Genomic DNA, 15945 nt, shown 5'->3' on the forward strand with positions numbered 1-15945 from the left:
TTTTACAAAAGTTTGAATTGGAGGAAGAACAAATGAATTTAATTTACTTATTTATTGCTTTAGGTGCTACTACCCTAGGTTCAATGGCAGGTCTTGGTGGCGGGGTAATAATCAAACCCATTCTAGATTTCTTAGGCCACTATAACTTATCAACAATAAGTGTATTATCGTCCTTCACTGTTTTTTCTATGGCTATAGTTTCTATAATCAAACAAATACGTTATAAATTTAAAATCGAAGTAAGAAAAACTGTGCTTATTGGTATAGGTTCAATCTTTGGAGGTCTTATAGGGGAAAAACTAGTAAAGTTTATTTTAACCTTAGCTCAACCAACAATAGTTACAGTGATACAAAACTTTGTACTAGCTATACTACTAATTCTTGTATACATATACATGAATAATAAAGATAAATTTAAAAGCTATCACGTAGAAAATTCTTTAGCATGTATAGCAATAGGCTTACTTTTAGGAGGAATAGCATCTTTCTTAAGCATAGGAGGAGGACCAATAAATGTTTGTGTTCTTACAATATTCTTCTCAATGAATACAAAGGAAGCAGCTGTTAATTCAATAATAACCATATTATTTTCTCAAGCTTCAAAGCTAGTAACCGTTGCAACTTCTTCTGGTTTCAGTGGATTTGACTTAAGTATGCTACCATTTATGGTTGTTGGAGGAATTCTAGGAGGACTAATAGGATCTAGATTTAACAAACTATATTCAAGCGAAACTATTCTAAAAGTATTTAATGTAGTATTAATAGCCTTAATTGTATTAAATTTCTATAACATTCTTTCAGTATTTATTTAATATGGGAGGAAAAAATAAAAAGAAATTTAAGCCTAATTATAAAACCGTCATCTAGTAAATATAACTTAAAGTGTAAATACTGTTTTTATCACTCAATTGCTGATGCAAGAGATATAAAAAACTATGGCTTTATGCCATTTACTACTCTCAAAGAAATCGTTTTAAAAGCTGCTGAATACTATAATGGTTGTCATTGTTCTATAGGTTTTCAATGAGGAAAATCTACTCTTGTAGGCTTAGAATTTTATAAACAGCTTATTAAATACACTAAAGAAATAACTAATAGTACAGGCTTCTCATTCTCAATTCAAACAAACGGTACACTACTGAATGATGAATAGGAAAATTTTCAAAAGAAAATAAATTTCTTGTTGGTATTTCTCTAGACGGAAATAAGGATATTCATAATTTAAACAGACTTGATTATAAAAATGACTATAAATATATTCAATTTAATCCTTATTTAGAGACCTTTGAAAATACTTCTATGACTTTAGAGAGATATTCACTTACCTCTATCCTCTTTAAAACATCTAATCTGTGATATACAGATGCATTAAACAATAATTATGTAGGTATAAGATTATTTGATAATATCTTAGGACTATTCTTAAACCAAGAACACGAGTCTCGTGATATGAGAGGAGTATGCTCATGTCAACATATTAAGGAACAATTAACTTTTTAAAAAAATCCACTGAAATAAGTACTAAACGTAAGTCTTGTAAATATATATCAATTTGTAGAGGTGTCTGTAGACGTCATAAATAAAAAAAAGGATAATCTTAACTATTTCTGTGAAGCTACTATAACTTCTACTCATATTCCTTAGATAAATTTAGACATCTATCACTTATAATTAAGAATTCTTCTTTCAGGAGGTAGATTAGAGTGTTAAGAATTGAGATCATAAAAAAATATATTAAGGATTTTTGCGAAAATATTACCATTTACAACATAAAGGAAAATCCAACTTTAGGCGTTTCCTCTTTAGATATAGCTGAAAGCCTTAGTATACTTAGAAATAATGCTTCTTCGGATTTAAATAAACTCTATAAAGATGGTTTACTTATAAAAATCAAAGGAAAACCCACTAAATATTTTGATAGAGAGCACTTTGAAAATATATTTCAAATACTTTTAAATGATGAATGTATAGAATGTTCTTCTTTAGCAGATTTAGTGACAATTTTAGATTCTTCAAATGAGAAAGAAGCTAATAATAAGAATTTAGATCCTTTTAACAAATTAATAGGTTCAAATCATAGTTTGGCAGGTATAGTAAAATTGGGTAAATCATCAATACTTTATCCTAATGGACTTCATACTATACTTCTTGGAGAGTCTGGTGTTGGTAAAAGTCTGTTTGCTGAAGTCATGTATGAGTATGGTGTACAAAATAATGTGTTTAGCAAAAACTCATCTTTTGTAGTATTTAACTGTGCTGACTATGCTAATAATCCAAACCTATTAGTTGCTCAATTATTTGGTACTGTTAAAGGAGCATATACTGGTGCAGATAATGATAAAAAGGGGTTAATAGAAGAAGCTGATGGTGGTGTTTTATTTTTAGACGAAATCCATAGACTTCCTCCAGAGGGACAAGAAATGCTCTTCTTATATATTGATAAACAAAAATTTAGAAGACTTGGAGAAACTTCTTCGGAGAGAACTGCTAAGGTTCTAATAATAGCAGCTACAACAGAAAATCCTAACTCTATGCTGCTTACTACATTCTTAAGAAGAATACCATCATCCATAAGAATTCCTAGTCTTAAAGAGAGAACCTTAAGCGAAAAACTAATGCTAGTTAACAATTTATATAGTGCGGAGTCTAAAAAAATAAATATGCCAATATATGTTGATAAAAACTGTTTATCAGACTTAATGTTATATAATCCTCATGGAAATATAGGTCAACTAGCAAGTGACATTCAATTATCCGTTGCTAGATCATATTTAGATAGTAGACTTAACAACTTAAATACAGTTCATATAACAAAAGATTCATTACCACTTTACACTAACAATACTCTATCTAACATAGAAATCTCAACTAGACAAAAGGTTGAACTTCTTTTAGATAAAAATGAATATAAATTTTCACCTGGAAGCCAAATATTTAAAACGGCTCCAACACCAACATATGATTTTGTAAAATTCTATAATAATCAATTAAATATCTTAGGAAAGGATAATGTAGATATTAAAAAAACTTTTTCTGATTATACCCAACTAATTGCAAAAAATCTTACATTACAAAAAATGTATCCAGATTTTTTAGATGATGAAACTTCAGAAATAATATCCACACTGTCTGATATTTTATATAATGATTTAAATCTTGTAATTGATAGAAGTTCCTATGCAGCGCTTGCTTTATATCTTAAAAACTTAAAGGATTACAATAGTGATGCTAAACAAACTTCTAAAACTACAGACTTATTAGATATACCTTTAGAAATTCAATCTGTTTGCAAAAAGATTGCTAAAACTCTTGAAGTTAAATTTAATATATACTGTCCCACTGAAGAACTTCACAATCTAATGATTATAATAGATTCCTTAAAATCTAAAGAAAATTTTGATTCTGTAGGTATTATGATAGCTGCCCATGGAGAATCTTTAGCCAGTAATATAGCAGATGTTGCTAACGACTTACTTAGCATTAATTTTGCTTTAGCTATTGATATGCCTCTTACTGAGGATGCAAGTAAGATATTACCCCTATTCTTAGAAAAATTAAAACCCGGAACCTTTAAAAGAGGATTAATTTTATTTGCTGATATGGGGTCACTAACTACTCTTGATGAAGTCATAAAAGAGAAAACTGGAATAAATATTGTAACTGTTAATTCAACTAATATATTATTAGTTATCGAAGCTATTAGAAAGTCTATATTTTTAAAAAGTGATATTGATGATATACTTCATGATTTAATAGGAATGAATAATAAACTTTCTTATAGCTTTAATAAAAAAATAGAGAATCACCTTTCAATAAACAAAAAGAGGTTAATATATACTGTTTGTAATTCAGGTGAAGGTGTAGCAAACTATCTTCATTACAACTTAAAGAATATATTAAAAGATAATAATATTTATGATATAGAAATAATTCCATTAAATTTAGAAAGTAAGACTCAACTTAGAAACATAATACATCGAACATCTATTGATAAGAAAACAATAGCTATTGTAGGTAGTATAAATCCAGATACAAACGATATCCCATTTATATCTTTGGAGGATATCGTATTGCATAATGGTGTTAATAAACTTCTTTCTTTAATAGGAGTACAAAATAAAAGCAATGAAAATAAAATAGTTACAACCTTAACAAAAGATATAGCAATAAATATTACTTGTGATGCTGTAGACAAGTATTTAACTATATTCTCAGCATACAAGATAAAACCACTTGTATTTAACTTTATAAATGTTATAGAAAAGAATTTAGAAATTGTATTAACAAATTCTAGCATAACAAAAATTTTTATTCATTTATCCTGTGCTATAGAAAGAATTTTTCTTAAAGACTTTATTTTAACCCCTCATGAAGAAATGTCTAGCTATATTATAAATAATGAGAAGTATGTAAACGTAACAAACAAGGCGCTAGAAGAATTAACTGATAACTTAAATATAACAATCCCAACAAATGAACTTTACTATATATGTGAAATAGTAAAAGATGCTTATAAACAAGCTACAACATAAAAAATCAAAGTTATATCTGTAGCAAAAAAGAAAACTGCCTATTCTAGCAGTTTTCTTTTTCTATGTCTTCTAATAATCTAAATACTCTCTTTTTAAGAAGTGGATGTACTTTATTACCACATATTTCACTAAGAGGTTTTAATACAAATTCTCTTTCTTCCATTCTTGGATGTGGAACTGTAACTAATTCATCTTCTAACACTAAATCATCATAGAAAATAATATCTAAATCTATGATTCTTGGCCCCCACTTAATTATTCTTTCTCTCTTCATTTCCTGTTCTATATCTAATAGAATCTTCATAAGTTCCTGTGGTGAAAGAATTGTCTTAAGTTTTAAAGCAGCATTTACAAATTCCTCTTGATCTAAGTAGCCCCAAGGCTCTGTTACTAAGAAAGAAGATACCTTAGTAACTTCTATTTCTTTATAAGAATTTATTAATTCTATTGCTCTATTTAAGTTTTCTTCCTTATTTCCAATATTGCTTCCTATTGAAAGGTATACTTCATGCCATCCTCTTTCAATTTGTACTGCAGCATAATCTAAATGCCTTCCTATTGGTGCCCAAGGCTTTTTTAAAGTCACCTTAATATCTTTAACTAAGGGATAATTATACAAAGTAAACTCTGCCACCTTTTGCGCTGCTGTTTCTATAAGGTCATAAGATTCCTTCATAAATTCTTTTTCTATACCATGACAAAGTTCACCATAGTGAACTGACTTAGTTAAATCTCCAGTTCTTCCAGCTTCCTCTAGACTCAAAGTTAATTCTAAATCTAAAATAAACTTTTGCCCTAAAGTCTTTTCTTCTTTAAAAACACCATGATTGGCAAATATCTCCACGTTTTTTAAATATATCTTATCCATTCTATACACCTTATTTCGCTTTAAGTATTGCATCAGTCATAACGCAAGCTCTTTTATTTTCTAAAACATCATGAACTCTTACAAATTCACACCCTTTCATTATTCCAATTACAGTAGTTGCAACTGTTCCCTCAACTCTTTCTGTAACAGGTAAATTTAAAGTTAACCCTATCATAGACTTTCTTGATGTTCCAAGTAGTACTGGCAACCCTAAATTCTTTATCTTTTCTAAGTTATTCATAACAATTAGATTTTCTTCATAAGTCTTAGCAAAGCCTATTCCTGGATCTAATATTATGTTCTCTCTCTTTACACCTGCTTCAAGTGCAATATCTATACTTTCAGCTAAATCCATAATTATATCATTCATTAAATTAGTATAAGGTTTATCTTCCCTATTATGCATTAAGATACATGGAACATTGTACTTTGCAGCAACCTTTGCCATGTCCTTATCTTTCTTAAAGCCCCATACATCATTTATAATATCTGCCCCTGCCTTTATTGCTTCTTCAGCAGTTCTAGCCTTATATGTATCTATAGATATGGTAATATCAAACTTTTCCTTAATAGCCTTAATTATTGGCACAACTCTATTTATTTCTTCTTCAACCCCTACTGGTTCAAAGTTAGGTCTTGTAGATTCTCCACCTATATCTATTATGTCAGCTCCATCTCTAATAAGTTCTTCTGCATGCTTTAATGCAAGTTCAACCTCATTAAATTTTCCTCCATCTGAAAATGAATCAGGTGTAACATTTAAAATTCCCATTACATAAGTTCTTTCACCTAAGTTAAATTCCTTATTTCCTATTTTCATTTTTCCTCATACCTTTCCCTAATACTTAATTTTAAAGTTCTTTTTCTCTTTACTCCAATAACAATCTTTTTCAGATTTACATGAAAAACAATTTCTAGATAGCTTGTCGCTTTCATAGATAATTCTAGATAATTCATCAAAACTATCTTTTCTATGATTCTCTATTCCTTTTAGAATTTCATCCTTCTCCTCTTTTGTAAAGCTAGTTTCCTTTAAAATATCTTTAGCTATTATAACACTACCTTCATGATGTGGAATTTCTTCTTTATACTCTAAAACCCTTCCAATATCATGTAATAATCCAATTGCATAAATAACCTCTTTAGAATACTTAAGACCCTCTTCTAACACTCTTATGTACGCGATTCTTGAAACATCCAAAAAGTGCTCTATGGTATGATTACAAAATACTCTTTCCTTTTCTAGTTCACTAAGTTCCTCTAAATAAATCTTGTAATCTTTATTATTTAATATCTCATTAACTTTATCCAAAGCCTTTAAATCTCCTATCTTTGAATTAAATCTAAAACTTCTCTTCTAAGATTATAGTTTTCCTCAAAGCATCCTCTATAAGTTGTTGTAAGAGTTCTGGTTCCTGGCTTTTTAACCCCTCTCATAGTCATACACATATGCTCTGCTTCAATAACCACCATAACCCCCTCTGCATTTAAATAATTCATTAAAGCATCCGCTACTTCTGAAGTTAATTTTTCTTGAAGCTGAGGTTTTTTAGCATAGGTTTCTACTGTTCTTGCAAGCTTTGAAAGCCCTGCTACTCTACCCTTTGGTATATATGCAATATGTGCCTTCCCATAGAAAGGAACTAAATGATGCTCACACATTGAATAAAATGTTATATCTTTCTCTAAAACCAAGTCATCTCTATCCACTTCAAAAGTCTTCTTTAAGTGTTCCTCTGCTGTGGCATTTATTCCTGAAAATATCTCTTCATACATCCTAGCTATTCTATCTGGAGTTTCTATAAGACCTTCTCTATTAGGATCTTCCCCAATAGCTTCCAATATAAGTTTTACACCTTCTTTTATTTTTTCCTTATCTACCATTATGTATTAACCCTCCTAGTTTACTGCTTATCATATTTGTTAAATCCCCTTGTTCAAAAACTCTATCATTAATTCCTGTTACCTTCATTACTCCCATTAAACTGTTGGTAATAAAAACTTCATCGCTATCATAAAGTTCATCTAAAGTAATACTCTTTTCTATTACATTAAAATTGTTTATAATCCACTCTCTAATTATACCACCTAGAAGTCCATCTTCAATTTTAGGCGTTAAAAGAGCACCATTCTTTATTAGAAATATATTTGCACAGCTTGTTTCTGTAACAAAACCTTTTTCATTAAGAAATAAAGCATCATTATAGCCATTTTTTACGGCTTCCTTTTTCTCAATTATGTTCTCTATATATCCGTTCCACTTTATCTTGGTCATTTTTGATGTAGAATTTCTTCTAACCTCTGAAATACTTAAGGTCATTCCCCTATTATAATCATCATTTCCATAAGGATTCTCCCTTTCAGTAATAACAATATTTTTAGGGGTAACCAAAATCTTTAACACCTTATTTTTAATATTTATACTTTCTAAAAATTCAAGAAGTTCTTTCTTCTCTAAATTTTCTAACCCTAACCACTTCATACTTTCTTCAAGCCTATTTAGATGTTCTTTTAAAAACAAAGGCTTATCTAAACAAAGGATAGTCTCAAAAAGTCCTTGTCCAAAGAAAGTACCTTCATCTAATAGAATTTTATCACTATTATAAACTATTTCTCTCATTATAACACCTTCATTAAGGCTTTTGCTTTGTCAATTGTTTCAAACCATTCCTCCTCAGGATTTGAGTCCCAAGTGATTCCCCCTCCAACACCAAAGTAAGCCCTATTATCCTTTTTAATTATTGTTCTTATTACTATATTAAAATCACAGTTTCCCCTGATATCAAAGTACCCAATAGAACCTGTATAAAGATTTCTCTTAAGACCTTCAAGCTCCTCTATAATTTCCATTGCTCTTATTTTTGGTGCTCCAGTAATTGATCCACCTGGAAAACACTCCTTTATACACTTAATAGAAGACGCCCCATCTTTTAATCTTCCTTCTACTGTTGAAACTAAATGAAATACAGTTGCATATTCCTCAATTTTAAATAGCTCTGTTACTTTAACCGAATGAGGAGTACACACCTTACTTAAATCGTTTCTTTCTAAATCTACTATCATTAAAAGCTCTGATTTATCCTTCTCTGAATTTATAAGAGCCTCTTTATTCTCTTCATCTTCTTTAGAGTTTTCACCTCTTGGCCTTGTTCCTTTTATTGGTCTTGTATGAACCTTTCCATCAACTACAGATAAAAACCTTTCTAGTGATGAACTTATCACTTGGAAGTCTTCAAAATTCATATAAGCTGAAAAAGGAGCCTTATTAATACTTCTTAATTTTTCATATATTTCAAAAGAAGGAGAAGTATTTTCACACCATATTCTTCTTGTCATATTAGCTATATAAACATCACCACTTCTGATGTAATCTTTAAGCTTTATTATAGCCTCTTCATATTCTTCTTTTTCAAAATTTGAGTAAAAGGTATTGTTACCCTCCTCAACTCTAACCTCTTCAAACTCCTTATATTCCTGTAGCTTTTCTAATACTAAACTAGTGCTATTTTCTATGTATCCAAGCTCTGTAACATATGTTTTCTTATTATGTAAATCAAATATAATTAAGTTTTCATATATGTTGAAAATGCTATCAGGTATTAAAAAATCCTCCTTATATGTATTAGGTAAATCCTCTAAAATTCTACCTATATCATAAGAAAAATACCCTATTGCCCCACCTATAAAAGGAAGATGACTTTCTCCCTTAAAGCTGAACCTTTCCATTATCTCTTCTAAGGATGAAAAGGGATCATTTGACTCTATCTTTTCATTATTTATGTAAACTGAATTTCCTTGTGATCTAAAATTCAAAATTGGGTTTATCCCTATAAATGAATATTTAGATAATTCCTTATCCTCCTTAGAGCTATCTAAAAATATACTTTCATTAAAATCTTTAAAAAGTCTATATGTATGAAATGGATCATAATATTTTTCTAATTCTTCTATCTTAAAGTTTATCATTCTTAAACCTCTTACACTCCTTTATAAAGTTATGTAACATCTTGTGACCATCCTCTGTTAGCTCTGCCTCAGGATGAAATTGCACTCCAAAAATAGGATAGCTTTTATGCTCTATTCCCATTATAACCCCATCTTCTGTTTCTGCTGTAACCTTAAGTTCATAAGGAAAATTCTCCTTTGATATCACTAAGGAATGGTATCTTGTAACCCTTAGAGGATTTTTAACACCTTCAAATATTCCTTCATTATTATGAGTTATATAGCTAAGCTTTCCATGGACAGGCTCCTTGCCTTTAAGTATTTCCCCACCAAAATAGTGTCCAATACATTGATGTCCTAAACATACACCTAATATTGGAAGCTTTCCTTTAAATTTATCTATTATATCTAAAGATAATCCTGCTTCTTTAGGATTTTTTGGCCCTGGGGATATAACTATTCCACTATATTTATTTAAATCTATATTATTTATATTTATCTTATCATTTCTAACCACTTCTAACTCTTCTTCTAGCTCTTCAAAATATCTTACTAAGTTATACACAAAAGAGTCATAGTTATCTATCATTAGTAACATATTTTCCCCCCTAAACTGTGACTAAAATCATTTCTCATTATAACATAAATGAAAACAAAAAGTAGGAGCGGTAAATTCACTACTCCTACTTTTTGTTTTTGAAACAAAGTATCAATCCATTATGACCTCATTAGTAACTTTCTTAAAATAAGAGACTGTATCGAATTTATAATACTATATTTCGATACAATCTCTATTCAAACTTTTATTATTTTAATGTATTATCATCTTTTTTCTTTCTTGTAAACATAACTAATACACCTGCAACAACTAAAATAGCTCCTACTATTAATGTATAAACATTATTTGTTTCACCTGTTTTTGGAAGTTTCGAATTTGATGTGGTTTTTCCATCATCATTATTGTTGCTTCCATTATTAGTTCCACTATTTATAGTATCATTTGATGCTATTTCTAATTCTGAAATTGCACTTTTTAAATTTTCTTCAGCTTTTGCAACTTCTTTTTCTGTTGCATATTCATTAGCTAAAACTATATTTGCATTTTCTAATGCTACTTCTAAATTAGCCCAACTTTCTGCTGTATAATCACCTTTAATTAAAAGTTTTGCACTCTCAACTACAGCTTGTAAGCTTGATTTATCAACAGCTTCAGTCGGTGGAACCTCCTCATCTTCAAGTACAAATCTTACGCTTGCAGGTATTAATGAAGTATTTCCAGCCTTATCTATAGCTACTATTTTAACTGTATATTTAACTCCTTTATCTAATCCTTCAAGTGTATAGTTTAATCCTTCTACTTGATCCTTAAGAATTCCATTTACATAAACCTTATATCCAATTACTCCAATATTATCAGTTGCTTCACTCCATGAAATTTCAGCACTTGTCTTTGAAGTATCTTCTACAAATATTTTCTCTATATCACTTGGCCTTTCTATATCTACAGCCAACTCTGTTTTTACATTTATAGCTTCAAATGCTGTTGATTTTCCTGCTTCATTTACAGCCTTAACAGTAAAATTGTATTCAGTATCTGCAGTTAAATTATTAACTCTATAATAATTATTCACTGTTTCACCAATCTTAGTTTTACCTTCATAAACTTCATAAGTTGATGCTCCATATATTGAAGGCCATGTAAGAACTAATGTCTTGCTTTCAACTCCAATTGCTTCAACCTTAGCACTATCCGGAATTGCTGGTCCTGGTGATTCTTGAGGAACTAATCCATTTGCTTTTTCTCTAAGAGCTACTATAGCACTTGTTACATTTTCAGCTATTACATCATCATTATTATTAACATCTACGGCATTATCATATGCAGCTTTAAATTCACTCCATGTTTCTGATGTATAGTTAGCCTCAACTTTATTGCTGTGTGCTTCTATTTCTGTTTGTAATTCTGACTTATCAACTATATCACCAGTAACATCTTTAAATACTTTAAAGTAATCTAAGTTAACTTGATCTTTTCCATCCCTATTTATAGCTGTCATAACAATAGTGTGCTCACCATTTTCTAATTCATTAAATGCTGCAATTAATTGTTGATCATCACCTGTGCTACTTCCTTCTAATGAAAAATTCCCTTTACTTTCACTATCAATTGATATATCAAAACTTGCATAGTTAGCATGTTTTTGAGAATAAATTTCTATTCCTGTTCCAGTAAATGTATAAGTTACTGTTGCACCTGTAGTAGATTCTGTTTTAGTGCCGCCATGGTGTCTATCTGATTCACCAGTCCAAACTGACCAATCTCCCCCCCATGTTATATCAGTATTTTTAGTATTATTCATATATCCATCTTCAACTATAATTTCTTCAGATACCACTGTTGGAAGTGATACCTTTATAGGAATTGAACTACTTACAGAAGTATCTTCTTTTGAAGTAGCTGTTACTATAACAGTTCCATTAACACTTTTAGTTGTTAACACTCCATTTTCATCAATAGTTGCAATGGTAGAATCATTTACTGACCATATTACTTCCTTATTCCTTACTTCACTTGGAAGAACTGTAGCAACCATTTTAACCGAACTATTTTCTTTACTTATAGTTGTTATTCCAGACTTAGTTCCAACTGAAACTGACGTTGGTTTTTGAATAGTTGAATCTAACACTTTAAATGCATCAAGCTCTACCTTTGTCTTACTTGCTAATTCCGATTTAGTATTAGTTGCTCTAACTGTAATTGTATGTTTACCATATTTTAAATCATCTTTAGAGAATATAGTTGCTTTTCTCTTTGTTGATGGACTATAAGTATCAACTTCATCTATAACTTTTCCATCAATACTTATTTCAAACTTACCCCTATCAAAATTTCTACAACTTATAACTTCTATTCCAGTACCTACAAATGTTAAAGTAGCCGTTTCAGTTCCAACTGGATCTTCAATGTACTTAATTGTTCCATCATGATTTACAGTTTCGTCCCAATCACCCCAGTTACCATAGTAAAGAATACGCGAATCTCTATCATCAATATATCCAGCCATATTTCTTAAATCATTTACCTTTATAGCTTCAGATATCTTTGTTTCTTTTCCACTGATATTTGCAGAAACCATATATCTAAATGAGCCTAATATATCTTTTGCATTAATATCCTTAAAGCTTACTTCATTAATGTTCTTTGCTACAGTTGTAACATCACCATTATCAATTTGACGATATACATTATAAGTAATATCATCACCTTCTACAGCATTCCATTCTAAGTTTACAGAATCACTTTCTATTCTTTCTGCAACTAACCCAGTAGGTGCATCTGCAAGTTCTTCACTACCTGGAATTTCACTTATAGTATAAGTTTCATTTATTTCTGTATTAAACGAAATCTTATCTTCTTCAATTACTGTAAACTCTATATCTTCTCCCTTAGAGTTAGTTAGTTTAGAAAGATGTAATTTATCATATTTAACTACTGCTTCTCCACCATTTTTAGATGTAACAGTTAATTCATATGCTTTTCCATTTTTCCACTTAGCTCCAACTTCAAAATTTCCTCTTGCAAGCAAACCATCATATGAGCCATTTACCCATACATCTGGAAGTGCAGGTAAGAAGTTGATATATCCCATGTTACTTTGCATTAACATTTCAGATATTCCAGCTGTTGCTCCAAAGTTACCATCAATTTGGAAAGGTGGATGTGCATCCCAAAGGTTAGAGTAAGTTCCTCCACCACTCGCTTGTCCTGTTCCAACTCTCTTTAATTGCTTAGTTATTAATTCATAAGCCTTGTTACCTTTACCTGCTCTAGCCCAAGTATTAATTCTTTGTCCCATTCCCCATCCAGTAGATACATCTGTTCTATTATTTAATGAAACTAAAGCAGCCTCTAATAGTTCTGGTGTTTCAACCGAAATAGAATCTCCAGGGAATAATCCTAAAAGATGAGACATATGTCTATGCCCATATCCTTCACTTGGAATACTATTTAAAGTAGTTTCTTCATACCATTCTTTAATTTGACCATCATCACCAATTTGAATTGGATCTAATTTAGATTGAGTATCTTTCCATCCTTCAACTAAATCTAAATCTACACCTAACTTTTCTGCAGCTATAATTGTGTCTTCATACAATTGCCATATTAATGTTTGTTCGTATGTGTTACCAACTGTTCTTGGTCCATGTTCTGGAGAATAAGTTGGTGAAGAAACCATTCTTTGTTGAACTTCATCCCATACTAACATATTCTCATATAAATTAACTTCTTCTTTCATAATTGGGTAAATAACATCTCTCATATACTCGATATCACCAGTATATTCATACATTTCCCAAACATTTTGTAATATCCATGGAACTGCTGCTGGAGACCATCCCCAGTTAAAGTTCCAACCTGGACAAGTCCATCCAAATGGAGTGTTTTGAGTATGAGCCATAAATCCGTTTTCTTCTGTATATTCTCCATTTTTATCTTTAGCACTTTCTACACCAGCATAAATTCTTGCCGTTTCACGCCCTGGCTCTCTTAATGAATCAATATAATTAACTAATGGAATAGCGCATTCAGCCATGTTTGTAGAATAAGTTGGCCAGTAATTCATTTGAAGATTTACATTCATATGATAATCTGAACTCCAATCAGGATTATTTTTATTATTCCAAACTCCTTGTAAGTTAGATGGAAGTTGTGAATCTTCTCTTGACGATGCAATAGTTAAATATCTTCCATATTGAAAAAACATTACTTCAAGTGCTCTTCTAGCCTCTTCAGATACTGTATTATTACCATATGAACTTAAAAGTTCATCTGTTGGAATATTGGGTAATGATTGTCCTAAATTCAAATTTACTCTACTAAAAATACTGTTATAATCAGATATATGGTCTGCTTTTACTTCATCATAACTTTTATTATTCAAAGCCTCAATCACATTAGAAACTCTTATATCTAGTTCTTCATCACTTTCTCCTGTACGATAAACAGGATAATCATTTTTATAATCAGTAGCTGCTGATATATAAATTGTTACTGAAGTTGCTTCTTCCACTGTTAACTTATTATCACCTTCAATGATATTTCCATTATCACTTATAACTTTTAATTGCGAATTATATTTTAATTGATTATCAGATACTTCTCCTTTTAATGTAATAGTATCATCTTCTACTATTGTCGTTGCACCTTGTTTAGATAGGAAACTAACATCAAAGTTAAGCTTTGCATCTCCCTCTGATTCAACTCTTATAGCCATAACATTATCAGGATGACTTACAAAATATTCTCTAAAATATTTTGTATTGTCTTCTGTATAACTTACAGTTGAAATTGCATTCTTTAAATTAAGATCACGCACATAATTTGTAACATTATTTTCATCAATTTCTTTAAAATTAAGATTTATTTCTCCCCATGCTTGATAAGCTCCGTACCCATTACTAGTACCAATTAATTCATTACATAAAGCACTAGCCTTAGTATCTCCTTCCTCCGTATGAAGTGAAAATAATTCTCTAATTTCTTGTAATACCTCGTACATTGCTCTACCATCACTAGCGACCTCTACATTACCACCATTATAATTAGGACGACTTTCACTTGGGCCACCTGTCCAAAGTGTTTTTTCATTAAATGTTATGCGTTCATTAATAATTTCTCCATATACATTTCCGCCAATATCACCATTACCTATTGGTAACGTATATTCCTGCCATATATTATCTTCAGTAAGATTTTCTGCACCTTTAGAAGCAGGTTTTGTATACCATAATTTTAAATCGTTTTCATTTATATTATACTTTTTATCTGAAATTTCTTCTGCATAAGTTGTCTGATATAGAGACATAACCATTATTGTAGTTAAAATTATTGCTAGAATTCTTTTTCCCTTTTTTCTCATAAAATTCCCCCATTTTCATAAAGATTTTAATTATTTAATATAAAATATCCCTCCTTTACATTATCTTTTTCTTTAAATGCATCAATTCTTTTTACGATTAAACTAACTCCATTATTTCTATTTATTGTTATTTTTTACATATAATTTAATACACTTTTATACTATCAAACATAATTTTCTTAGTCAATTCAATAGCAACTTTATTATATCTTTTCCTAATATCTTATATTATTATATTAAATATTATAAACTAATTGTAAAATGAATTCGTTTAAAAGATGGATTTTCAGCATATAAGATATCTAAAGAACTTGGCAGATCAATAAATACTATTCTAAATGAAATACATCGTAGTACGACTACTCAAATAAAGCAAGGAAACCATATTGAAGTATACCTTGCCGATACTGGCGAAGCGGTATATAAAAAGCATCGTTCAAATTGTTGTCGCAATTTTAAACTATTAGAATATAGTGACTTTATTAAGTACACTGTAGACAAAATCACAAAGGACTCATGGTCCCCAGATGCTTGTGTTGGGGAAGCTATCGCTACCGGTAGGTTTAATCGATCTCAAATGGTTTGTACCAAGACACTGTATAACTATATAGATCTTGGATTTATGGATGTAAAGAATACAGATTTACCAATGAAATTACGTAGAAATACAAAGTGTACT

At 30.2% G+C, this 15945-nt stretch carries 10 protein-coding genes and 1 pseudogene; 3 read left to right on the forward strand and 8 right to left on the reverse strand.

The window, feature by feature from the left end:
* Positions 1 to 32 precede the first annotated feature (32 nt).
* Together KIB46_RS11550 and KIB46_RS11555 are read left to right on the forward strand one after the other, a co-directional pair.
* Positions 33 to 812, forward strand: a complete 780-nt coding sequence (locus KIB46_RS11550) for a sulfite exporter TauE/SafE family protein (protein ID WP_291672044.1) — start codon at positions 33 to 35, stop codon at positions 810 to 812.
* Positions 813 to 1703: 891 nt separating this feature from the next.
* Complete coding sequence (locus KIB46_RS11555) at positions 1704 to 4532, forward strand: sigma 54-interacting transcriptional regulator (RefSeq protein WP_291672046.1); 2829 nt, start codon at positions 1704 to 1706, stop codon at positions 4530 to 4532.
* A gap of 43 nt (positions 4533 to 4575) precedes the next feature.
* Here the strand turns inward: KIB46_RS11555 and folK are convergent, their stop codons facing one another.
* The 8 genes from folK to KIB46_RS11595 all read right to left on the reverse strand — a co-directional run bounded on the left by folK (position 4576) and on the right by KIB46_RS11595 (position 15266).
* Positions 4576 to 5400: a 2-amino-4-hydroxy-6-hydroxymethyldihydropteridine diphosphokinase gene (gene folK / locus KIB46_RS11560; RefSeq protein ID WP_291672048.1), complete on the reverse strand. Its 825-nt coding sequence runs from the start codon at positions 5398 to 5400 to the stop codon at positions 4576 to 4578.
* A gap of 10 nt (positions 5401 to 5410) precedes the next feature.
* Entirely contained in the window at positions 5411 to 6220 is an 810-nt protein-coding gene (gene folP, locus KIB46_RS11565; RefSeq protein ID WP_156560734.1) for a dihydropteroate synthase, read from the reverse strand.
* Positions 6221 to 6238: 18 nt separating this feature from the next.
* Positions 6239 to 6712 carry an HD domain-containing protein gene (locus KIB46_RS11570; RefSeq protein WP_156560732.1) on the reverse strand — a complete coding sequence of 158 codons (474 nt, stop codon included), beginning with the start codon at positions 6710 to 6712 and terminating at the stop codon, positions 6239 to 6241.
* A gap of 14 nt (positions 6713 to 6726) precedes the next feature.
* Positions 6727 to 7284: a GTP cyclohydrolase I FolE gene (gene folE, locus KIB46_RS11575; RefSeq protein WP_156560730.1), complete on the reverse strand. Its 558-nt coding sequence runs from the start codon at positions 7282 to 7284 to the stop codon at positions 6727 to 6729.
* The gene (locus tag KIB46_RS11580; RefSeq protein WP_156560728.1) at positions 7274 to 8020 is read right to left on the reverse strand and encodes an aminotransferase class IV; all 747 of its coding nucleotides are present in this window, start codon (positions 8018 to 8020) and stop codon (positions 7274 to 7276) included. Before KIB46_RS11580 ends, folE begins: the two co-directional genes overlap by 11 nt.
* Entirely contained in the window at positions 8020 to 9363 is a 1344-nt protein-coding gene (gene pabB / locus KIB46_RS11585) for an aminodeoxychorismate synthase component I (RefSeq protein ID WP_291672054.1), read from the reverse strand. Before pabB ends, KIB46_RS11580 begins: the two co-directional genes overlap by 1 nt.
* The gene (locus KIB46_RS11590; RefSeq protein WP_291672052.1) at positions 9353 to 9943 is read right to left on the reverse strand and encodes an aminodeoxychorismate/anthranilate synthase component II; all 591 of its coding nucleotides are present in this window, start codon (positions 9941 to 9943) and stop codon (positions 9353 to 9355) included. The genes pabB and KIB46_RS11590 overlap by 11 nt, the downstream gene beginning before the upstream one ends.
* A gap of 208 nt (positions 9944 to 10151) precedes the next feature.
* On the reverse strand, positions 10152 to 15266 hold the full coding sequence (locus KIB46_RS11595) for a glycoside hydrolase N-terminal domain-containing protein (protein WP_291672053.1): 5115 nt from the start codon (positions 15264 to 15266) through the stop codon (positions 10152 to 10154).
* Between the two features lie 205 nt (positions 15267 to 15471).
* Here KIB46_RS11595 and KIB46_RS11600 point away from each other — a divergent pair.
* Positions 15472 to 15945 (forward strand): annotated as a pseudogene (locus tag KIB46_RS11600) (IS30 family transposase); the annotation flags it as partial.

Source organism: Clostridium sp. (genome assembly GCF_018372875.1).
Lineage (GTDB): Bacteria > Bacillota > Clostridia > Clostridiales > Clostridiaceae > Clostridium.